This window comes from Bradyrhizobium sp. Kon56 (assembly GCF_055807635.1).
Genome location: NZ_JBVVOU010000018.1, coordinates 129,593 through 148,800, shown reverse-complemented (window position 1 = coordinate 148,800; position 19,208 = coordinate 129,593). Strand labels below are relative to the sequence as shown.

Annotated in this window: 20 protein-coding genes, 3 pseudogenes and 1 other annotated feature; of the genes and pseudogenes, 13 read left to right on the top strand and 10 right to left on the bottom strand. The window is 60.6% G+C overall.

The window, feature by feature from the left end:
- Together AC0L3B_RS26020 and AC0L3B_RS26015 are read right to left on the bottom strand one after the other, a co-directional pair.
- A partial coding sequence (locus AC0L3B_RS26020) for a transposase (RefSeq protein WP_473352241.1) occupies positions 1–468 on the bottom strand: 468 nt, incomplete at its 3' end.
- 83 nt (positions 469–551) lie between these two features.
- Complete coding sequence (locus tag AC0L3B_RS26015) at positions 552–779, bottom strand: GcrA family cell cycle regulator (protein ID WP_473381304.1); 228 nt, start codon at positions 777–779, stop codon at positions 552–554.
- A gap of 409 nt (positions 780–1,188) precedes the next feature.
- On the opposite strand from AC0L3B_RS26015, the gene AC0L3B_RS26010 reads away from it, so the two are divergent.
- The 3 genes and pseudogenes from AC0L3B_RS26010 (at position 1,189) to AC0L3B_RS26000 (ending at position 4,329) form a co-directional block, all read left to right on the top strand.
- The gene (locus AC0L3B_RS26010) at positions 1,189–2,427 is read left to right on the top strand and encodes a cytochrome P450 (protein WP_204513589.1); all 1,239 of its coding nucleotides are present in this window, start codon (positions 1,189–1,191) and stop codon (positions 2,425–2,427) included.
- Between the two features lie 1,019 nt (positions 2,428–3,446).
- Positions 3,447–3,559: a sequence feature (AL1L pseudoknot), on the top strand.
- A gap of 12 nt (positions 3,560–3,571) precedes the next feature.
- Positions 3,572–3,784 (top strand): annotated as a pseudogene (locus AC0L3B_RS26005) (helix-turn-helix domain-containing protein); the annotation flags it as partial.
- Between the two features lie 329 nt (positions 3,785–4,113).
- Positions 4,114–4,329: a hypothetical protein gene (locus AC0L3B_RS26000; protein WP_259219182.1), complete on the top strand. Its 216-nt coding sequence runs from the start codon at positions 4,114–4,116 to the stop codon at positions 4,327–4,329.
- A gap of 525 nt (positions 4,330–4,854) precedes the next feature.
- Here the strand turns inward: AC0L3B_RS26000 and AC0L3B_RS25995 are convergent.
- Positions 4,855–6,057, bottom strand: a complete 1,203-nt coding sequence (locus AC0L3B_RS25995) for a diaminopropionate ammonia-lyase (RefSeq protein ID WP_473381297.1) — start codon at positions 6,055–6,057, stop codon at positions 4,855–4,857.
- Between the two features lie 628 nt (positions 6,058–6,685).
- Positions 6,686–7,210, bottom strand: a complete 525-nt coding sequence (locus tag AC0L3B_RS25990) for a LysE family translocator (protein ID WP_473381296.1) — start codon at positions 7,208–7,210, stop codon at positions 6,686–6,688.
- A 515-nt stretch (positions 7,211–7,725) separates the two neighbouring features.
- Here AC0L3B_RS25990 and AC0L3B_RS25985 point away from each other — a divergent pair.
- On the top strand, positions 7,726–7,944 hold the full coding sequence (locus AC0L3B_RS25985) for a rubredoxin (protein WP_085357752.1): 219 nt from the start codon (positions 7,726–7,728) through the stop codon (positions 7,942–7,944).
- A 62-nt stretch (positions 7,945–8,006) separates the two neighbouring features.
- Positions 8,007–8,651, top strand: a complete 645-nt coding sequence (locus tag AC0L3B_RS25980; protein WP_204513592.1) for an FMN-binding negative transcriptional regulator — start codon at positions 8,007–8,009, stop codon at positions 8,649–8,651.
- A gap of 283 nt (positions 8,652–8,934) precedes the next feature.
- Here AC0L3B_RS25980 and pdxR read toward each other — a convergent pair whose 3' ends face one another.
- Positions 8,935–10,467 carry a MocR-like pyridoxine biosynthesis transcription factor PdxR gene (gene pdxR / locus AC0L3B_RS25975; protein WP_473381295.1) on the bottom strand — a complete coding sequence of 511 codons (1,533 nt, stop codon included), beginning with the start codon at positions 10,465–10,467 and terminating at the stop codon, positions 8,935–8,937.
- 406 nt (positions 10,468–10,873) lie between these two features.
- Between pdxR and AC0L3B_RS25970 the strand changes: the two genes are divergently transcribed.
- Complete coding sequence (locus AC0L3B_RS25970) at positions 10,874–11,182, top strand: hypothetical protein (RefSeq protein WP_473381294.1); 309 nt, start codon at positions 10,874–10,876, stop codon at positions 11,180–11,182.
- Positions 11,183–11,277: 95 nt separating this feature from the next.
- On the opposite strand, the gene AC0L3B_RS25965 is transcribed toward AC0L3B_RS25970, so the two are convergent.
- Complete coding sequence (locus AC0L3B_RS25965) at positions 11,278–12,165, bottom strand: LysR substrate-binding domain-containing protein (protein WP_473381293.1); 888 nt, start codon at positions 12,163–12,165, stop codon at positions 11,278–11,280.
- 110 nt (positions 12,166–12,275) lie between these two features.
- Here AC0L3B_RS25965 and AC0L3B_RS25960 point away from each other — a divergent pair, with 110 nt between their 5' ends.
- The 5 genes and pseudogenes from AC0L3B_RS25960 to AC0L3B_RS25940 all read left to right on the top strand — a co-directional run bounded on the left by AC0L3B_RS25960 (position 12,276) and on the right by AC0L3B_RS25940 (position 15,764).
- The gene (locus tag AC0L3B_RS25960; protein WP_473381303.1) at positions 12,276–13,025 is read left to right on the top strand and encodes an SDR family NAD(P)-dependent oxidoreductase; all 750 of its coding nucleotides are present in this window, start codon (positions 12,276–12,278) and stop codon (positions 13,023–13,025) included.
- Between the two features lie 25 nt (positions 13,026–13,050).
- The gene (locus AC0L3B_RS25955) at positions 13,051–13,902 is read left to right on the top strand and encodes a transketolase (protein ID WP_473381292.1); all 852 of its coding nucleotides are present in this window, start codon (positions 13,051–13,053) and stop codon (positions 13,900–13,902) included.
- Complete coding sequence (locus AC0L3B_RS25950; RefSeq protein ID WP_473381291.1) at positions 13,899–14,909, top strand: transketolase family protein; 1,011 nt, start codon at positions 13,899–13,901, stop codon at positions 14,907–14,909. Before AC0L3B_RS25955 ends, AC0L3B_RS25950 begins: the two co-directional genes overlap by 4 nt.
- Before the next feature lie 185 nt (positions 14,910–15,094).
- A pseudogene (locus AC0L3B_RS25945) lies at positions 15,095–15,500 on the top strand (TRAP transporter substrate-binding protein); the annotation flags it as partial.
- Positions 15,477–15,764, top strand: coding sequence for a hypothetical protein (locus AC0L3B_RS25940; protein WP_473381302.1), 288 nt, complete (start codon positions 15,477–15,479; stop codon positions 15,762–15,764). The pseudogene AC0L3B_RS25945 and the gene AC0L3B_RS25940, both read left to right, overlap by 24 nt.
- On the opposite strand, the gene AC0L3B_RS25935 is transcribed toward AC0L3B_RS25940, so the two are convergent.
- The 3 genes from AC0L3B_RS25935 to AC0L3B_RS25925 form a co-directional block, all read right to left on the bottom strand.
- Positions 15,761–16,165 carry a hypothetical protein gene (locus AC0L3B_RS25935; RefSeq protein ID WP_473298563.1) on the bottom strand — a complete coding sequence of 135 codons (405 nt, stop codon included), beginning with the start codon at positions 16,163–16,165 and terminating at the stop codon, positions 15,761–15,763. The genes AC0L3B_RS25940 and AC0L3B_RS25935 overlap by 4 nt on opposite strands.
- Before the next feature lie 15 nt (positions 16,166–16,180).
- Positions 16,181–16,381, bottom strand: a complete 201-nt coding sequence (locus AC0L3B_RS25930; protein ID WP_204513598.1) for a hypothetical protein — start codon at positions 16,379–16,381, stop codon at positions 16,181–16,183.
- Between the two features lie 178 nt (positions 16,382–16,559).
- On the bottom strand, positions 16,560–16,712 hold the full coding sequence (locus AC0L3B_RS25925; RefSeq protein WP_473381290.1) for a hypothetical protein: 153 nt from the start codon (positions 16,710–16,712) through the stop codon (positions 16,560–16,562).
- 289 nt (positions 16,713–17,001) lie between these two features.
- Here AC0L3B_RS25925 and AC0L3B_RS25920 point away from each other — a divergent pair.
- Positions 17,002–17,262 (top strand): annotated as a pseudogene (locus AC0L3B_RS25920) (cytochrome P450); the annotation flags it as partial.
- A gap of 128 nt (positions 17,263–17,390) precedes the next feature.
- On the opposite strand, the gene AC0L3B_RS25915 reads toward AC0L3B_RS25920, so the two are convergent.
- Positions 17,391–17,735, bottom strand: coding sequence for a hypothetical protein (locus tag AC0L3B_RS25915; RefSeq protein ID WP_473381289.1), 345 nt, complete (start codon positions 17,733–17,735; stop codon positions 17,391–17,393).
- Positions 17,736–17,939: 204 nt separating this feature from the next.
- Between AC0L3B_RS25915 and AC0L3B_RS25910 the strand changes: the two genes are divergently transcribed.
- The gene (locus AC0L3B_RS25910) at positions 17,940–19,142 is read left to right on the top strand and encodes a cytochrome P450 (protein ID WP_473381288.1); all 1,203 of its coding nucleotides are present in this window, start codon (positions 17,940–17,942) and stop codon (positions 19,140–19,142) included.
- Positions 19,143–19,208 lie beyond the last annotated feature (66 nt).

Below are 19,208 nucleotides of genomic sequence, written 5' to 3'. Positions count from 1 at the left end.
CGGCCAGTCGCCCTCGATCGGACGGGCGAGGAAGGCCTTCACCTTGTCATCGATCTCGCCGCACAGCCGGCTGACCTGGCTCTTGGAGATGCCGGTCATGCCCATCGCCTGCACCAGATCGTCCACCGAGCGGGTCGAGACGCCCTGCACATAGGCTTCCTGCACCACGGCAGTGAGCGCCTTCTCGGCCATGCGGCGCGGCTCCAGGAAGCCAGGGAAGTAGGAGCCTTTGCGCAACTTGGGAATCCGCAGCTCAACCGCACCGGCGCGGGTCTCCCAGATCCGGTCCCGGTAGCCGTTGCGCTGGGCCAGACGTTCGGGGCTCTTCTCGCCGTAGGCCGCCCCCGTCTGGCCTCCCACTTCCAGCTCCATCAGGCGCTGGGCGGCAAAGCCAATCATCTCGCGCAAGAGATCGGCATCAGGGGTCTTCTCCACGAGCGTGCGCAGGTTCATCATGTCGTCGGTCATCGGTGGTTCCTCGGTTGCGTTGGCGTATCGCAACCCGATCCTACCGGAGAACTGCCGGTGACCACCGCAAAGCCGCCCGCCCGCTACGGCGCTGTTTGAAGGCGCGCGTCCGGGCGGCTTTGCTCTACCGAGCTACACCACCACCGGGGACACGACCTTGGTGGCTTGTGACCTCGAGTGAGACCCAACCGAGTCAGCCTGCCGCAAACGGCGTTGCGACTGCACTCGAGATGACCTGCGACCTGCGCGGCGCTCTGTCCCTCGGACCAGAGCTGTTTCAGCTGTGCCAATTCTCTTCTATCCCAGCGCATGGAAGATACTTTGTTGCCAGTTCGGACGTCCGTCACCTCGCGCAATGTAAGTGGTCGAGTGGCAAAGGGGCTGCCTGCCCGAGAAAATGACGATAAGCGGCTGGGTGCCACAGCTGCGAGTACTTGCGGCTTGATGTTGACTACCACAAAGGACGCGTTCGCGCGCCTCCCAATCCTGATAGGGGACTTCGCTCGCCTTTCCATTATTCTTCGTCGACAGTGACCGAACCAAAGTCCGTAGCATGATTTCAGATTCCGGAGCTCGCGCGAAGTCGAGCCATGAACATGCGTGACACATCGTTAGTGCACCACCCAAGCTCGTCGTGTTTCGAGCGAGCTTCCCCGCGAACTCTAGACAGCGCACTCAGCTGATCCAGCAAAAGTGCAGGCCAATGTCAGCGAGACAATCATGACAGCGTTATCGGCAGAAAGCGCCTGCGAGAGCACTGATATCCCGCTGAGCCGCCTTGATGTAAGCGAACCCAAGCGCTTCGAGGATGATACCGTTTGGCCTTATTTCGAGCGGCTGCGAAGGGAAGATCCCGTCCATTATTGCGAAAACAGCCCATACGGACCATATTGGTCGATAACAAAATACCGCGACATCATAGCCGTGGACTCAAATCACACAACATTCTCATCAGAGCGAAGCGTCACAATAGTCGACCCTCCGGAGGAGTATTGGACCCCCAGTTTTATCAAAATGAATCCTCCTCTCCATGCTCAGCAGCGTAAGACTATCAGTCCGATAGCGGCATCGGAGAACTTGGCAAACCTTGAAGGCTTGATCCGCTCGCGGGTTCAGAAGATTTTGGACGGTTTGCCGCGCAACGATACCTTCAACTGGGTCGACAGGGTCTCGATCGAGTTGACGACCCAAATGCTGGCCACGCTGTTCGATTTTCCATTTCAGGATCGGTGGTTGCTGACCTACTGGTCGGACGTAGCTGCCTTGACCCCACAAATGGGCGACCAGATCGACAGCTGGGAAAAGCGAAAGGTGGTGCTGTCGGAGTGCCTGGACTATTTTACGAGGCTTTGGAGCGAACGGATCAATTGTGAGCCGCGCGGTGACCTGATCTCGATGATGGCGCATTCACCGGCGACCCGAAACATGGAGCCCCGCGAGTTCCTGGGGAACCTCATTCTGCTGATTGTTGGAGGTAACGATACTACGCGCAACTCAATTACGGGGGGCGTCTTGTTCATGAGCCAAAATCCATCCGAAATGCGAAAACTCCGGGATGATGCTTCGTTGGTGTCCGGCGCGGTATCCGAGATTATACGATACCAAACGCCCATTGCACACATGCGCCGGACCGCTGTGGACGATTTCACGATAGGCCACAAGCGAATCAGGCGAGGCGACAAAGTTGTGATGTGGTACATCTCTGGCAACCGAGATGACGAGGTCATTGCGAGAGCCAACAGCTTCATCATCGATCGGGAAAATGTACGGCAACATCTCTCTTTCGGATTTGGGATTCATCGCTGCGTGGGTAGGCGCCTTGCCGAGCTGCAGCTGAAAATCCTGTGGGAGGAGATGCTGAATCGATGTTTGGAGGTAAATGTGGTCGGCGAACCGGAGCGAGTTCAATCGAATTTTGTGCACGGTTATTCCGCACTGCCGGTGCAGATCCCAGGTTAGTCTCGGCTGCGGCCGACCTTCAACACTGTCATGCCGTTCAGAGCCGGCGGTTAGGACCAACGACTTTCTGGAGACAGTTCTCTAGGTAAAGTTCACCGGCGTTGCGTGACGGGCTTACGGTTGTTTCGAAGGTTGCGGGCAGAGGCCGCTATCGCGTCGAGGATTTTGGCTGGGCGGCTACGATACTCTTCACGGCCTGCAGGAGCCGTGCCAGCGTTCAAAGTCTCGGGAAGCAGTCCGTCCAGTCGATGAACTGAATGACCAGACGGGCCATACGAGGGGGGCTCACTTCATGTGAAGACGAGGACAAGCAGGCTCGAGCAGAGTAGCGCAAATCCGGCTGCGGTCAGCCCGAGGAAACTGCTGGAGACAAGATCATGACTGCCCATGAACGACCTCTGCGGCGAGGAATAGAGATCGGCAATCGCCGCTCCGCTTCCCTTTCTGGCCAATCTCGGCATTGTTATTCAATGAGCCGCATAATTCCTGCTGGTCTCGGGGCACGGCGCACTTTTCCAGCAAGATCGAGCGACAGTTCGCCGCGTTCCGGCGGGCATCCTCGTTTTGTGCTCTCGTGGTTGCAAACGGATCGCTCCGCCAGAAGCTGAGTAGACCAGAGCATCTTGACAGCAAAACTCACTCAATCGTGCCGTCAGCGTTTGAGCGCTTGCAGGATTGAGCGCCCATCTGAACCGCCGCCGCGAGTTTGGCGGAGGCTCCAAGTCTTGAGAAGGTGGAGCCATGACAAGCAAGACGACGACAAATGTTCACCCGAGCCCGAGCCCGAGGGGTTCGTATAGCTCTGTATCAGGCAACGAGCACAGGTCGCGCTGGACGACGGTGACTTCCATTGCGGCCAAGATTGGCTGCACGCGCAGACCTTGCATGACTGAGTCAAGAAGGTTGAGATCGACAGTGGGCAGCGGGCCGGCGTTCCGACCGAGCTGGCCGAGAAGCCCAAGGCTCTGGAACGGAAGAACGCGAGCTTCGCCAGCCAACGAGATCCTGCGTAAGGCAAGCGCTTATTTTGCGACGGCGGAGCTCGGCCGCCGGTCCAAGCCATGATCGCATCGACGATGATCGTGCGGGGCATGGGGTCGAGCCGATCTGCAAGATGTTGCCGATCGCCCCCTCGACCTGCCGCGGAAGCAGATTATTCCGAAAGGCGGGCGACATGCCACCAGCGATGTTCAGATCTTCGGCAAAGGCGGTCACGGGGCAATAGCTCTCATTGGTAGAGCGCGAAGGGATCGCGCCTCTCAACGTGCAGGGCCAATCGATCCAACAGATTGGACGTCGCCTGGGGCGGGCTGATTCGACAGTCTCGCGTGAACTGCGGCGCAACGGGCGCCCGCGCCGAACCAGAGGGCCGTGGCCGCCCACGTGAGGACCATAGCGCCCGCGTGAGGCTGGGCCGGCGCTCAGGGAAATGCGGTTGGCGAGAGCCCGGAAATCCGAGCCGAACGGGACGTTTCCGTCCTCTTCGCAAGGAGACGATTCGAACGCGGCGGGATCGTTTCGAACGCAAGCGCCGCGCGAATTGCGAAGATACCAAGCCGCGTCAAACAAACCATGAATTCACTTCTGCACGCGAGAGGCTTTTAGCCGCTCGACAAATGTGCGCTATACCGAGTGCAAAGAGGGCACTAGCCTTATCGCATTATCCGTCGAAAGGAGAGATGGAGCGTGAGCGAATTTACGGGAGAGGTTCAAGCGAATATGGGCCTGGTCTTGGATCAGGTCTGTGCGGGACTGCCGAATGGCGGTGACCACGAGAGCCGTCGGTATGTCGCTGAGCAACTGATTCAAGCGGTGCGGGCGGGAAAAACGACTCTGGGGCAGCTGACCTCTGCGGGACGTCGCGCTGTCGTCTATCTGAAGAATGCGCCGAAATCAGCCTAGCAGTCCCTTGTTGCCGGCCCGATCTGCCCTGCGTTCGCTCGCAGGCAACCGCTTACCCGACAGACCTCGTGGCGTTAGGGCACGTTGACGGGTGGCATGGGCGCGGTCGGGCGCGGCATGAACGCGCTTTGGCGGTGGCCGCGTGCCGCCAGCATGATCGCGAAAGCCGTGAGAACGATCAGGAGTCCACGCATATCGACAGATTACGCGGAGAGCTGTATCGCAATTATGAAACGGCTCATAGCCGGTGTGCCGAATCAAAGAAAATGAAGCTGTTGTATCATTCGATGAGGCGAACGGACGCGGTTGGACTGCAAAGCGCCAAAGTCATAGCGCTTGTTCTTGCGGCAAGACGGCAAAGCGATGCCTTTTGTGCCGAAAACGTGCGTACGGGCCTCGTTGGAAGCAGAAATCTGCGGCGGATTTCAATCGTAGGATCAATCGCTGGATGCCTTCGTTCTTGGCCTTCTGTTGGGCTTTCGTCCCCGTCACGAGTTCACCGAACGGGCCGCGGATCATGAGCGTCTAGGCCTCCAAGCTTCTCCTGACCACTTGCGATAGAGACTGACCCACGAGCTGTTCGTAAACGCCAGGATCCGTCGCACCCTCCGTATTGATGAGGAAGACCCGTGCGTCAGGTTCAAGACCAATCAGGCCGCGCAAGGTCGAATCGGCAGCAACTTTCAGCAACCCTGCCAGACCAACCCCGCCACTTTCGCCTGCAACGATAGCCGGATCACCATCCCGGGGATTGGCCAAACGGTTCATAACCGCGACGGCGTCCTCGTCATCGACAATCATAAAAGCGTCGGCTGCGCGCGAAAGGATGCGCCAAGCGACGAGCGAAGGTTCGTAGCACTCGAGCATCGCCATCACTGTCGGCTGCCCATGAGCTACCTTGACACGATGCCCGGTTCGAGCGCTTTCAAACAGGCACGCTGCGCGCGATGGATCGACAACCGTGAAGAACGGGCGATTATCACCTAACAACACCGAAAAATGTCCGGCGACCGCTGCGGCAAGTCCACCGACTCCTGCCTGGACGAAGACGTGGGTCGGAGGTTCGGGCAACTGTCGTAGTGCTTCAGTCAGGAGCGCGGTATATCCCTGCATTACCAGACCAGGAATACGCTCGTAGCCCGGCCAGGACGTGTCAGACACCGTGATCCAGCCGTTCTCTGCGGCAACTCGGGATGCTTCGGCAACGGAGTCATCGTAGTTGCCGCTGACGCGGATCATCTGCGCGCCATGTCGGACGATTGCTGCGCTACGCTGATCGCTGACGCCCGAGTGAATGAATATAGCGCAGTTCGCCCCCACTAGCTGAGCGCCCTGCGCTACGGACCTGCCATGATTGCCGTCCGTGGCGCAGGATACCGTCATCCCCCGTGCTACGGCCTTCACCTCAGGTGCGTGAAGCTCCGAGATGTCGACAGCCCTGCCGAGGCGCGGAGTTGCTGCTTCTAAGACGAGCCGGATCACGGCATAGGAGCCGCCCAAAGCCTTGAAACTGCCAAGGCCGAGCCGGTGACCCTCGTCCTTGACTTGGATCGAGCCCACGCCAATCTCGGTGGCGAGGCCCGGCAATGAAATCAGCGGTGTTTCCTTGTGGCCATTGCGATATCTAAGAAACCGCTCCACCTCGCACGCAGCTTCGCAACTCAGCATGTTGGCATCCGCACCATCCAAAGGCGCCCGGTGGTCAGTGCGATGGTTAAGAAGCAACATGGTTCGAGTTCCCGGGGCGCAGATCTAAGCATCGCGGCGATGCGCTTGTCGAAACACTAGCGGGAATCCCAGCGATGTCACGCCTTCTCGCTAATCCGCAACAAATGGGAGGCCGCTCTCGATGACGACCCTGACGGTGCTCAGGATCGGGCGGGTGATGCCTGATGTTTGAAGATCCGGCGGGAGGGCGTTGCGGACATCGCTCACCCGTTCCGCGCTGCACTCCTCGTTTCGAGCACGAGGAAGGATGACGATTTCTAGGCCGTGGACACGAACTCGGTTTCTCATCACGTATCCAGATCCACCAGCACGAGAGCAAAAGAGGCAGCAGAGGCAAGCGCGTTGGATTGCGGTGGCGGGCCCTGCTCCCGGCCGGTTGATGCGTCCCTTCATGTTCTGCCGGCCCGGACGGCCAAACCGCGGCCGAAGTCGAACCAGCATCGACGCTGGTCGTGATCGCGTTGCACGGTGAAGCAAGGACCTCCGGTGGCAAGGCGTCCTTCGTAGCCGAATGGAGACTCTGCGCGCTATTCGGACGCGGAAGTTCGGCAGCGGTGAACTCGTGCGGCCTGCGAAGAGTAGCGTCGGCCCCAGCCCGCAGATGATGGCGCCTGATGCCTATCGCGCCTTAACGAAGAATGAGGGCCGTTTTGCAAAGCCATCCCTCGTCTTTGGAGCCCAATAGGTCACAATCAGGTCTACGCTCGTGTTGAGTCCGACCGAAATGAGCCAGGACGATGAACTGCATGCTGACACTCCCAGATGGGTCGACGAGTTGCGGGATGAACACGAGAAAGCATGCGGCTGTCTTCGGGTTCAGCGCCTCTACGACGATGCCCTGGCGAAAAGCAGAATACGCATCTGTCGTCTGCAATTCTATCGGATCGACGCTTGCCTCGCGCCACGCCTTGATCCCGAGCCAGATGAGATATAGGCCTCCGGCGATCTTTAGCAAGGTGAACGCTTGTGCGCTTGCGACAACACGGGCAGACAGACCGACGGTGCTGCCGAAAACGTGGACAAGCCCTCCGGTACCCAGGCCAACGCTCGATGCGAGCGCTTCACTTCTGCCGCCAGCAAGCGTCCGGGCCACAATATAGAAGAGACCCGGGCCCGGCGTGACCACCACAAACAATGCCACGGCCAGGAACAAAAAAGAACGTATGCGAGTCGAACATCGCTCAGCCCGTTAATCGTTTCAACTGACGTTCGCGGCGCCAATCTTCGTGCATGATGGCTAGACCCGTTTCACGCCTGAGTGCAATTGGACAAAGCTCAGGACTGCAGCGGCCGTGTGGCTCGCTGCAAAGCCATTTGTAACGCCGCCGGCCGCTGGACGGTTCTGGCTCATTTGCGCTCTTATCGGAAGTGATGGAATGCACAGCCGACGCCTCGCAAGCCTTTGCCGATGAAAGCGGCGGCGCGTGGCTGAGGGACCCAAGGCTTCGCGGTCATGGCTGTCCAACAGTCGGATGACCAGTTTCGGCTGCTCGAAGAAGAAATGCACTTCTTCTCTGAGAGATCTTCCTACTGCCGGGTTGACGGCCTTGACCAAAACCAGAGGACGTCAATCTGGTACAGCAAGAATGCCGCAGACTGGCTCTATGGAATGAACCAGTTCTGGCCTACATCGGTCTCATGAATGCTCCACAGCATAGGCGACCCGAGATGAGCAATGAAAGCGCTCACCTGCACTCTGAAACAGCGATCGGCGCACCGGTTTACAAGACCTGGATGTGCGCGCTCTGCGGGGTTGTTTACAGCGAGCGGGAGGGATGGCCGGACGAGGGCATTCCGCCGGGCACTCGCTGGGAAGACGTCCCCGACGAGTGGATCTGCCCCGATTGCGGTGCAGACAAGAGTGAATTCCAGATGACCGAGGTCTGAACGAAATCCCGTTGATGCTGCGAGCAGCGTGCGCGGCATTCATCAATTGCCAGGGAGCTAGCATGTACGTCCCCCCACATTTCGCCGAGTCGCGCCCCGAGGCGCTTCACGATCTCATCAACAAAAATCCTCTCGGCATCCTCTTTACCAACGGGAAGAGCGGGCTCGACGCAAATCACCTACCTTTCGAGTTGCACGCGAAGGAAGGGCAACAGGGCGTGCTTCATTCACATGTGGCTCGCGCAAATCCCATTTGGCAGGATATCGCTACGGGGAACGAGGTGCTGATCGTATTCCGCGCCGGGGATGCCTACATCGCGCCGAACTGGTATCCCAGCAAGGTCGAGTTCAAGAAGCAGGTCCCGTCCTGGAACTATATGGTGGCTCATGTGTACGGACGCGTGACGATCCGCGACGATGAGCGTTACGTTCGTGGCATGGTCGCGCGGCTGACGCGCATCCATGAGGCGAAGCAGGCCGATCCTTGGAAGATGACTGACAGTCCCAAGGACTACATCGATACGATGCTCAAGATGATCGTCGGAATCGAGATCGAGATCACACGACTCGTTGGCAAGTCGAAGCTTAGTCAGAATAAAGAGGTCCGGGACATTCTCGGTGCAGGGAACGCGCTCAAGGCCCAGGGCAAGGATGTGATCGGCGATGCAATGCTGGCCGCCGCTGTGGCCAAAGCGGAGCAGGCCTGACTCATATCCGACGGAGCGACATGCTCGGAGAAATCGTGGCGCAACGCCCTACTTGTGATCCTCGGGTATGGCGGGGCCCAAGCCCATCGGCGGCCCTGCGCAAGCATGGATAATCTCATTCGCCCTACGATCGTCTGCCGCTGGCGAAAGGTCTGGTTGGAGTCAAAAACTGGAGATCAGTGCGCGTTCTTCCCGGCGCGCTGCGGAGCACCCCAACCCAATGTTCAAGTTCGCGGCGAGCGCCGATTGCTGCGAAAGAGACCTGAGCGCGGCCATCCAGATATTATCTGGCAGTTTCCATCCGTGGGCGCTTGGACAGTTTGGCCTTTCTGTTCGCGCGGACCGATGCCTCAAGGACACCTTTCAGGCGGACTGCGGCCCCCTGCAATTCCGCGACGGAAAAGCCGCCGAAGCCGAGCATTAGACCGAACCGAGCAGGCGCATCTTGGTACATGGGCGAGATCGGTCGCACAACCAGCCCGGCCTTCTGTGCTTGCTCGGCTAGCTTGATGTCGTCGAGGCCGGCAGGAAGCCAAAGCACCAGGTGCATACCTTGGTCGCTTGGTTGGAGCGCTGTCCAGGACGGCAGCTCTGTCTTAATGGCGGAGATCAGGGCGGCGCGCCGTTCTGCGTAAGCGCCCCGGATGCGCCGTATGTGAGCTTCGAAATAGCCCTCGCGCATATATTGCGCGAGCACATATTGATCGGCTGTCGGAGAATGGCGGTCAATAAGAGCACGGGCGCCTGCGAACGCCTCCACCAGCGGAAGGGGAACGATGGCGTATCCGATCCGCATGGAGGAAAAGAGCACTTTGCTCATCGTCCCGAGATAGACGACACGTGTAGGATCGAATCCCTGCAGGGACGGAAATGGATGTCCCGCGTAGCGAAGTTCGCTGTCGTAATCGTCCTCGACAATCCAGGCATTGTTTTGACGGGCCCAGGACAGCAGAGCCGTGCGTCTCGCCATGCTCATCGGCATGCCGAGCGGATATTGATGCGATGGCGTAACGAACGCGACCCGAGCCTTCGAGCATCGGACGAGGCCTTCGTGGACGTCGATGCCCTGCGCGTCGACGGGAATCCGAGAGGTCTGGACGTTGAAGTTTCCGAGAACCGCGACAATACCGGGATAGGCGGGGTCTTCCGCCCATACTGCGTCTCCGTCCGCAAGAAGAACGGTTGCAGCCAGAAAAAGACCCTGCTGCGTACCCGCCGTGATCACGACCTGGCCGGCCTCGCATTTCACTCCACGGGCTTTACGAACGTAGTCAGTAATCGCGAGCCGCAAATCAGGCAATCCTTTCGGGTCGATGTATCCCGACGGGGCAGCCACGCGCAGCGCTCGGACGCGATTACCGAGACGGCGCCACTTGTCATCCGGGGCGACCGCGCCTGCCGGATGAGCGATTGCAAATGGCATCGTCCCTTGGGGCCGAAGAGTTTGCACGACCTCTGCAAGACGGGCGACGTTCTCCCGCAACACAAGGCCGATCCGCGGCGGCTCGATGAATGCCTCCGGTGGGCTCACGAGTTCGCTGTCGCCATTGACGTTCGCCACGATCGTGCCGCCTCTGGCGCGCGCTTCGAGGTAGCCTTCCGCATGTAGCTGACCAAACGCCTCGATGACCGTACCCCTCGCGAGTTGGAGCGATGCAGCGAGGGTGCGGGTGGACGGCAGCCGTTCGCCCGGCTTCAAGATCCCGTTTGATATCGCCTCGCGAAGTGCCTGCGTGAGTTGTTGTCCGACCCGGCCTGCGGTCTTGTCGAGAGAACCCAGCGAGGGAATTGCGATGATGTTTCGGCGCCTTGCCATTGCCGTTCTGGTCTACCTATACGCTCGTACTTTGAAGTCCAGAATAGACCAACTCTGTGAGTCATTGAAAGAAATCGTCACATACCGCTCTACCGCTCGGCTTTGACATCCCAACCCCCGACCAGTGATGGCCTTGCGGGTCAGCTACCATCTCCCCATGACGTAGGTAGGCCGGCCCGAGGGCCGTGGAAGATCGCCTCGTTGAATCAAGGGGCTGAGCATCTTCGTTGTTGAGAGGCTATCCAGTTTCGAAGCCCATCGAAAGTGTGAAATCCATCGGCCGCGTAGCAGCGGACGTCCGGAAGGAAGGCCTGCATCAATTCGGCGAGCGCATGTCCCGGATCGAGGTCCAGCACCCCTGCTGACCGCCAGCTCTGCCAGGGCCTCCAGGGTCGCCGACCAGTCGATGAGGCGCGCGACCTGGCAAGCGAGCTTCACTGTTGCATCGCTTGGGCAGAAGATGCGCTCGCCGTCGCCTCCTGCGAGCAGAATCCGCTGGCTTGCGATCGGCTCACGCCTGCTGGCGTCGAGCGCATCTTGCAACGGTTTGCAGGCGCGCGCGAGCCGTGACGTGTGGGAAGTGATCTCAATGCGTGTCTATATGTTGAACGCGGCTGCGGCGCTCAGGCGCTACATCGATGATCGCCTTGTAGAGATGGATCGGCGAGCATCAGCGATAGCTCGCTGCCAGACCAATAAAGAATGCATGATCTGAGGTTCTCCGCAGGCGCGGACGCCCCGGCGGCCAAGGTTGCTGTTCGGCGCCAAGCAGAGGTTTGCCCTGAACCAAGCTCCAGCCAGACCTGCAGTTCATCGCGAGGAGCGGGCGTGTTCGCCATCGAGTTGCGCCAGCAACCAGTCTGCAAACGCTCGTACGGCCGATCTTTGTCGGCTGGCGCGCGGATAGATGAGACGGTGACCGACGTAACTGATATCGTTCGCGCGTCCCGCCAATGGGGCAACCAATCGCCCATTGGCCAGTTCACGCTCGGCCAGGAGGGTTGATTCCAACGCCACTCCCAATCCCTCCGCAGCGGTCGCAATCGCAAGAAAGCTCCGATCGAACCTCATGCCGTGGAGCGCGGGGGCTTCCAATCCGTTCCCGGCGAACCATTGATGCCACTGCACCTGCTTCACGTCTGAGCGGATGAGCGTCTGATCGAGCAGATCAGCGGCCTTCCTTATCGATTTTGCGAGCGAGGGAGAGCAGAGCGGCGTGACCGTCTCCTCCGGTAGAGGAACAATCTCGACGGCTTCCGCGCGCGGCGGACCGTAGACGATATCGATATCGAAATCATCGTTGCTGAAGCGCGCATAATCCGTGCTTGCGGCCAATCGAACCTCGAGCTTCGGGTAAGCAGCGAGAAACTGCGCAAGCCGTGGCGCCAGCCATTGCGCAGCAAAGCTTGGGGCGGAGTGGACGCGCACCAGTTGCGGTCCGCGCGCGGCGACTTCCTCAAGGCCGCGGCGGAGCTGATCGAACGCCGTCCCGGTGTGACGCATCAGATTTTCGCCGGCTGGCGTGAGCCGCACAGAGCGCGCACTGCGCTCGAACAGAACGGTTCGTAGCGTGGCCTCCAGCTTGCGGATCGCGTGACTGACGGCGCTCGGCGTCAGGTGAAGCTCATTCGCCGCATCGCGAAACGATCCGGTCCGGGCTGCGGCCTCAAAGGCACGAATTGAGGATATCGGGATCATCCGATAAGTGAACCAGATTCATCGATCCGTGACAACTGTGCGTTGGTACGGCAGGCCTCCGCGAGTCATTCCTAATCCAGCAAGGAAAGAATAATTTGCGGGAGGAATTGATGCTGCTCAGCGGTAAGACGGCAATCATTTCGGGCGCGGCTTCGCCGCGCGGGATCGGGCTTGCCACCGCCCGGCGATTCGCCGCCGAGGGCGCTCGGGTGGCCATTCTGGATATCGACGCGGGCGCCGCGGCGGACGCTGCGGCATCGCTTGGAAAGTCCCACATTGGACTGGCGTGCAACGTCGCCGACAAATCGTTCTGCGAACAGGCAGTCGTCCGCGTGATCGAAACCTTCGCACGCATCGATATCCTGATCAACAATGCCGGGATCACCCAGCCGGTCAAGTTCCTGGACATTTCGCCGGCCGATTGGGATCGAATTCAGGACGTCAATCTCAAGGGTATCCTGTTTCTGTCGCAAGCGGTGATCCCGCATATGCGCGCACGAAAGTCCGGATCGATCGCGTGCATGTCGTCCGTCTCGGCCCAGCGCGGTGGTGGCATTTTCGGCGGCCCACACTACTCGGCTGCGAAAGCAGGGGTCCTTGGCCTCGCCAAGGCGATGGCGCGGGAGTTCGGCCCTGATGGGATTCGCGTCAACTGCGTCACGCCCGGCCTGATCGGCACGGATATTACGGCAGGCAAGCTGAACGATGAAATGAGAGCGAAAATTCTGGAAGGCATTCCGCTCAATCGCCTCGGCACGGCAGAAGACGTTGCCGGTATCTACACCTTCCTAGCCTCCGATCTATCTGCCTACGTCACGGGTGCCGTGATCGACGTCAACGGCGGCATGCTTATCCACTGAGCCCAGCGAGATAAGGTCCAGATCGATGGAAACGCCCAGCAATACGCTTATCAACGCGCCCAAGCTAGCGGACCGCGCCTCCAATATCCGCCGCAATGCGCTGCGCATGGGCGAAGTCCAGGGGCAGGGTTATATCGCGCAGGCGCTGGACATATCCGATGTTCTCGCCGTGGCCTACTTCCACGCCATGCGTTACCGGCCTGAAGATCCGTCATGGGACCGCCGGGACCGCTTTCTGCTCTCCAACGGACATTATGCCATCGCACTTTACGCAGCTTTGATCGAAGCGGGAATTGTCCCGGAGGAAGAACTCGAAACCTATGGCAGCGACGAGAGCCGCCTGCCGATGTCGGGCATGGCCTCCTACACGCCCGGAATGGAAATGTCGGGCGGATCGCTTGGCCTCGGGCTGAGCATTGCCGTCGGCATGGGCCTAGGACTTAAGCGCAAGAGATCCGAGGCGCGGGTATACACGTTGTTTTCCGATGGCGAACTCGACGAAGGCTCCGTCTGGGAAGCGATCCAGTCGGCAGGCCACTACAAGCTCGACAATCTGATCGGCATCGTCGACGTCAACAATCAGCAGGCGGATGGTCCTTCCACGCAGGTCATGGCCTTCGTGCCGCTGGTCGACAAGCTTCAGGCCTTCGGCTGGTTCGTGCAGCGGATCGACGGCAACGATCTCGATGCCGTGGTTGCAGCGTTCGACGCCGCCAAATCCCATCCCGAGCCCAAGCCGCGGATGATCGTCGCCGACACTCTGATGGGGAAGGGCGTTCCTTTCCTGGAACAGCGCGAGAAGAGCCATTTCATCCGCGTCGAGCAGTACGAATGGCAGCTCGCGCTTGCCGCGCTCGAAGCCGGGAGGCAGGCATGAAAACCGTCAGATCAGCACCTCAGCCTGGCAAGCCGCGCCTGACCGCCTCCGCCATGATCGCGTCGATCGCGTCCGAGGGACAGAAGACGAAGCCTGCGCCCTTTGGACACGCGCTCGTCGAGCTCGCACGCCACCGCCCTGAGGTGGTTGGCATGACGGCCGACCTCGGCAAGTACACCGACCTGCACATCTTTGCGAAGGAATTTCCGGACCGCTATTACCAGATGGGCATGGCCGAGCAGCTTCTGTTCGGCGCCGCCTCCGGCCTCGCCGCCGAAGGCTTCATGCCATTCGCCACTACTTACGCCGTGTTCGCATCGCGGCGGGCATACGACTTCATACACCAGACAATCGCGGAGGAAGATCGCAACGTGAAGATCGTCTGCGCGCTGCCGGGGCTGACCTCGGGCTATGGCCCGAGCCATCAGGCCGCAGAAGATGTCGCCCTGTTTCGCGCGATGCCAAACATGACCGTCATCGATCCCTGCGATGCCCATGAGATCGAGCAAATGGTGCCAGCCATCGCCGCGCACCGCGGGCCGGTCTACATGCGCTTGCTGCGCGGCCAAGTACCGGTCGTGCTCGACGAATATGACTACAAATTCGAACTCGGCAAGGCCAAACTGATCCGTGACGGGAAGGACGCCCTGGTCATTTCCTCCGGCATCATGACGATGCGTGCGCTCGAGGCCGCGCAAACCTTGAGGGGCGACAGCGTTGATATCGCGGTGCTGCACGTTCCGACCATCAAGCCGCTCGACGCCGAGACGATCTTGCGTGAAGCCGGTAAGTCGGGCCGCCTCGTCGTTGTTGCCGAGAACCATACAACGATTGGCGGTCTCGGCGAGGCGGTTGCTGCACTTCTGATGCGTTCGGGCGTTCATCGGCGTTTCCGCCAGATCGCATTGCCGGACGAATTCCTTGACGCTGGCGCACTTCCGACACTGCACGACCGCTACGGGATTTCCACCGCAGAGGTCGCAAGCCAGATCAAGCAGTGGCTTTAGTGCACCGGCGCTAAGCGCCAATCAAGGAAAGCCCCTTGAGGAGCTACGCCCGCGGTATATTGCGGCGGCGAGCGATGGCTCTTGCCCAAATGCCGGCGATCGAGCGCCGGTGAAGAGCCCGGAAGGCTGCACGCCAGCGCAGCTTGCAGTCGGCAGCAACGTCAATGCAGGATCAGGAGTAAAACATGATTGTCTCGAAGCCCGGAATCATCAGCCGCCGTTCGCTGTTGAGGGCGGCTACGGCCGTACCTCTCTGCAGGATTCTGACCCGTCCGGCGTCTGCCGCCGAGTTCGTCTAGAAGTTCGCGACCGGACAGGATCCGACCCATCCGGTGAATATCGGCGCAAGAGGCGATCGACCGATCCGCGAAGCGACGAGCGGCCGGCTGGAGATCAGGCTGTTTCCGGTCAATCAGCTCGGCTCCGACACCGAACTCCTGCCCCAGGTACGCAGCGGCGGCGTGAGTTCTTCAACCAATCGTCATCGATCCTTGCCACCTGGTGCCGAGCGCGGGCATCGTGAACACCGGCTTCGCATTCGCCGATTACGATAGCGTATGGAAGGCGATGCACGGCAAACTGGGCACCTATGGAATTCCGGTCATTGCCCGTCAGGACGACTGTCAGACCTGCTTCCTTTGCGAGCTTTATTGTCCCGAGGATGCGCTCTGGGTCTCCCCCTTCGCCGATGAGAACAAGCCCGTCCACGTCAGGGCACTCAAGCGAACGGCGCGATGGGCAGCTATCGCCGAGCTGTCGGCTGGACCGACGAGACGCGGGATCGCCGCGGCATCGACCGGAGCTATCTACTCTTTGGTCAATGAGTTGGGCTGCCGCCGCGCCCTGTCCACTTAAGATGCATGCGCTCGCGCGGGTTCGCGGGCTTCGCGGCGACGCTGGCGCCGTGCGCGTCGGCGCTTCGCTCGCTCTGCCGGGAGCGGCAAGGATGGCACTGGTGGCCCGGCCGTTTCCACTAGCACCTTCTCGACCGGTTCGTGTTCGGTCCGGCGCGCCTCCATGGATTCGAGCACGGCTTGTCCCTTCACAGTAATCCTCCAGCCGCCGTTTTGACGCTCAACGAGACCGTCCGAAAAAATGTCGAGCCCGGGCACGCGCGCGGCCAGCCGCTTGGTGCGTTCGGCCCATTCCGGGCCGCTGGTGGCGAGGATTGCCATGTCGCGCTTGAGATCCGCCATCACGGCGAATCCTTCCGGATAACTCACCAGGATTTTCAAGACTGTGACCTGGAAATTCACCCCGGACCCGCCCGATCAACGCCACATCGTCGGCGCTTCTGTCAGCGCTATCCGGCCGATCTGCCGCAGCTCGTCCGGGGTCGTTTCGCCGGTCTTTGCGGCTTCCAGGATCTTGCAGGCCACGTGGGTGCGAGCGCCGGACTCGTCGCGTGGTAGCTTTTCGCAGACCTCGTCGAGCACCGCTCGCAATAGAGCGGTAGTCGCTTGTTCAAACATGGGTGCGACCCTCGGAAAAACCTGATCCTACCGCAAGTCTTTCGATTTGGGGATTCACGAATGTTAACCAATGAGCTCTGCCGCGCTGCACACGACCCGCGCCTACGCCCCTTCCTGAAATCCTGCTCGAAACTGCGCCTCTCAAATCGGCGGGCCGAGTTGCGGCTCAGCCTGCCCCTCACCATGGCGCGAGGACAACGATACTCCGAAGAAGCCGAACCGGCTTTGAAGCGGGCATCTCGCTTTCAAGCAGCGCGATCGAGAAGTGTTCGAGCTCGCTGTGGTTCGAAATCGCGATCGGCATGGACCTGCTGCGCGTGATGATGTCCAAATCGTTGACTTGAGCCTTCAGCGTGACGGTCCGGGCCCGCGCGGTCCTTGTCCTCCCAGTGCCGCCAGACCTTCTCGATCAGCGCGCCCAACTCGGTGGCCATTGCGTCGAAAGCGCTAAAGATCGGTTGAGAACGTGTTCTCCGCACCAACCGACTTCCGGATCCGGTTCGCGCGGACCTCGGGTGATCAATGCCCTCGATATCCAGTAGTATTACGCGCCGGCCTTGCCGAAATTGGCTTGCAGAAGTCGAGCGACTGATTGCGGACCTCGAGGCAGTGTACAGGCCGGTTCGGCGAATCGCGACGAAACGCGGTGGGAACGGCCCGACCAGTTCGACATCACCCGGCGCGTTTCGGGACATATCGGCTTCGGCACCGGGATCCACGGCTGCGTGGGGCAGATGGTCGCGCGGCTCGAAGGCGAAGCCGTGCTGGCCGCCTTGGCGGCGAGCGTCGCATCAATCGAGATAACGGGCGAGCCGGTATACCGCGACAGCAGTGGATTGTGGGCCCTCAGCTCACTGCCGGTACGCGTTACGACGAAATAGCGCTAGCCCGGCCTCTTTGCAGCGGCTGTCATTGCCCGCCAGGACGGCTGACGGACCTGCTTCCTTTGCGAGCTTATCGTCCCGAAAGGTGTTGTCGTGCAAGCCCCGCTGCTTCCTCGACGTAGTTGCTATAGTTCAGCACGCCGCATGGAAGTTCGTTGAGCCGAGAAGGGATCTTGTTCTTGAAAAGGAGCTTCCCAAGGGCCCGAAGGATCAACGATCGCGTTGATAACGTTTGCATCGAAAATCAACGCGGGCCCTCTATCAGCCTTGCGAAATACCATCGTCGTCGTCGTGGCGAACCCCAGGCCGGTCACCAGATCAACGCCGGTGGCGAGCAGCGCATCGCGCTGCAAGTCCGTGCTCTGGCGGTCGGAGTCCGACGACACGCGCATGTAGCCAACCAACATAGGCGGATACGCATCGGAAATAGGTTTCCGTATTGCGGCGCGTGGCGACAGAGTTTTCCGCATGTTTTTTGCGCCACCAGGCGTTTAGTTTAGGACGCCACTACAAGATTCGGTAGTTGGCTAAAGCCACTTTGAGGCCCTAGGGTCCGGCCGCCTTCCCCGCCGATTATCATCGACGAACAGAAGTGAACGCAAGCGCACGTGAAGCCCCGCAGCGCCTGCCGGTCACCTTCCGCCCTTCCATCGCGTAGAGACTGAAGTGTCACCATGTCCGAACAACCCTTGCCGACGCTGCCGATGTGGCGCGTCGATCACATCGAGCCCTCGCCCAAGATGTTGGCGCTACGCGCCAACGGTCCGATCCACCGGGTGCGCTTCCCGTCCGGGCACGAAGGCTGGTGGGTGACAGGCTACGACGAGGCCAAGGCGGTGCTGTCCGACGCGGCGTTCCGGCCCGCGGGAATGCCGCCGGCGGCATTCACCCCGGATTCGGTAATTCTCGGTTCGCCGGGGTGGCTGGTCTCGCACGAGGGGGGCGAGCATGCCCGGTTACGTACGATCGTGGCGCCGGCCTTCAGCAACCGCAGGGTGAAGCTGCTCGCGCAGCAGGTCGAGGCGATCGCCGCGCAGTTGTTCGAGACACTGGCGGCCCAGCCCCAGCCCGCCGACCTGCGGCGCCACCTCTCCTTTCCGCTTCCGGCCATGGTCATCAGCGCGCTGATGGGCGTGCTCTACGAGGATCACGCGTTTTTCGCCGGGCTGTCCGACGAGGTAATGACGCACCAGCATGAAAGCGGCCCGCGCAGCGCGTCGCGCCTGGCCTGGGAAGAACTGCGCGCCTACATCCGCGGAAAGATGCGGGACAAGCGCCAGGATCCGGGCGACAACCTGCTGACGGATTTGCTCGCTGCGGTCGACCAGGGCAAGGCGACCGAGGAAGAGGCGATCGGCCTGGCCGCGGGCATGCTGGTGGCGGGGCACGAGAGCACCGTCGCGCAGATCGAATTCGGCCTGCTGGCCATGTTCCGCCATCCGCAACAGCGCGAACGCCTGGTCGGCGATCCATCCTTGGTGGACAAGGCGGTGGAGGAAATTCTGCGCATGTACCCGCCGGGCGCGGGCTGGGACGGCATCATGCGTTATCCGAGGACCGACGTGATCGTCGCGGGCGTGCATATTCCCGCGGAGAGCAAGGTGCTGGTCGGCCTGTCGGCGACGTCGTTCGATCGGCGCCATTTCAAAGACCCGGAAATCTTCGACATCGGACGCGACGCAAAGCCGCACCTGGCGTTCTCCTATGGGCCGCACTACTGCATCGGCTTGGCGTTGGCCAGGCTGGAACTCAAGGTGGTGTTCGGTTCGATCTTCCAGCGCTTTCCCGCGCTGCGCCTGGCCGTGGCGCCTGAAGAGCTGAAGTTGCGCAAGGAGATCATCACTGGCGGGTTCGAGGAGTTTCCGGTGCTCTGGTGAGGCGCGGACGCCGCTCGGAATCTCGATCTTCTCCGCAATTTGTTGGCGCCTGGCGTGCACCGGTCA

What these genes read in the sequence shown, in the direction of transcription:
- AC0L3B_RS26015 (WP_473381304.1), bottom strand. Translation starts at nt 779, where the DNA reads ATGCGCTGGGATAGAAGAGAATTGGCACAGCTGAAACAGCTCTGGTCC.
- AC0L3B_RS26010 (WP_204513589.1), top strand. Translation starts at nt 1,189, where the DNA reads ATGACAGCGTTATCGGCAGAAAGCGCCTGCGAGAGCACTGATATCCCG.
- AC0L3B_RS25995 (WP_473381297.1), bottom strand. Translation starts at nt 6,057, where the DNA reads ATGTTGCTTCTTAACCATCGCACTGACCACCGGGCGCCTTTGGATGGT.
- AC0L3B_RS25985 (WP_085357752.1), top strand. Translation starts at nt 7,726, where the DNA reads ATGAGCAATGAAAGCGCTCACCTGCACTCTGAAACAGCGATCGGCGCA.
- AC0L3B_RS25980 (WP_204513592.1), top strand. Translation starts at nt 8,007, where the DNA reads ATGTACGTCCCCCCACATTTCGCCGAGTCGCGCCCCGAGGCGCTTCAC.
- pdxR (WP_473381295.1), bottom strand. Translation starts at nt 10,467, where the DNA reads ATGGCAAGGCGCCGAAACATCATCGCAATTCCCTCGCTGGGTTCTCTC.
- AC0L3B_RS25970 (WP_473381294.1), top strand. Translation starts at nt 10,874, where the DNA reads ATGAGGCGCGCGACCTGGCAAGCGAGCTTCACTGTTGCATCGCTTGGG.
- AC0L3B_RS25965 (WP_473381293.1), bottom strand. Translation starts at nt 12,165, where the DNA reads ATGATCCCGATATCCTCAATTCGTGCCTTTGAGGCCGCAGCCCGGACC.
- AC0L3B_RS25960 (WP_473381303.1), top strand. Translation starts at nt 12,276, where the DNA reads ATGCTGCTCAGCGGTAAGACGGCAATCATTTCGGGCGCGGCTTCGCCG.
- AC0L3B_RS25955 (WP_473381292.1), top strand. Translation starts at nt 13,051, where the DNA reads ATGGAAACGCCCAGCAATACGCTTATCAACGCGCCCAAGCTAGCGGAC.
- AC0L3B_RS25950 (WP_473381291.1), top strand. Translation starts at nt 13,899, where the DNA reads ATGAAAACCGTCAGATCAGCACCTCAGCCTGGCAAGCCGCGCCTGACC.
- AC0L3B_RS25940 (WP_473381302.1), top strand. Translation starts at nt 15,477, where the DNA reads ATGCACGGCAAACTGGGCACCTATGGAATTCCGGTCATTGCCCGTCAG.
- AC0L3B_RS25930 (WP_204513598.1), bottom strand. Translation starts at nt 16,381, where the DNA reads ATGTTTGAACAAGCGACTACCGCTCTATTGCGAGCGGTGCTCGACGAG.
- AC0L3B_RS25915 (WP_473381289.1), bottom strand. Translation starts at nt 17,735, where the DNA reads ATGCGGAAAACTCTGTCGCCACGCGCCGCAATACGGAAACCTATTTCC.
- AC0L3B_RS25910 (WP_473381288.1), top strand. Translation starts at nt 17,940, where the DNA reads ATGTCCGAACAACCCTTGCCGACGCTGCCGATGTGGCGCGTCGATCAC.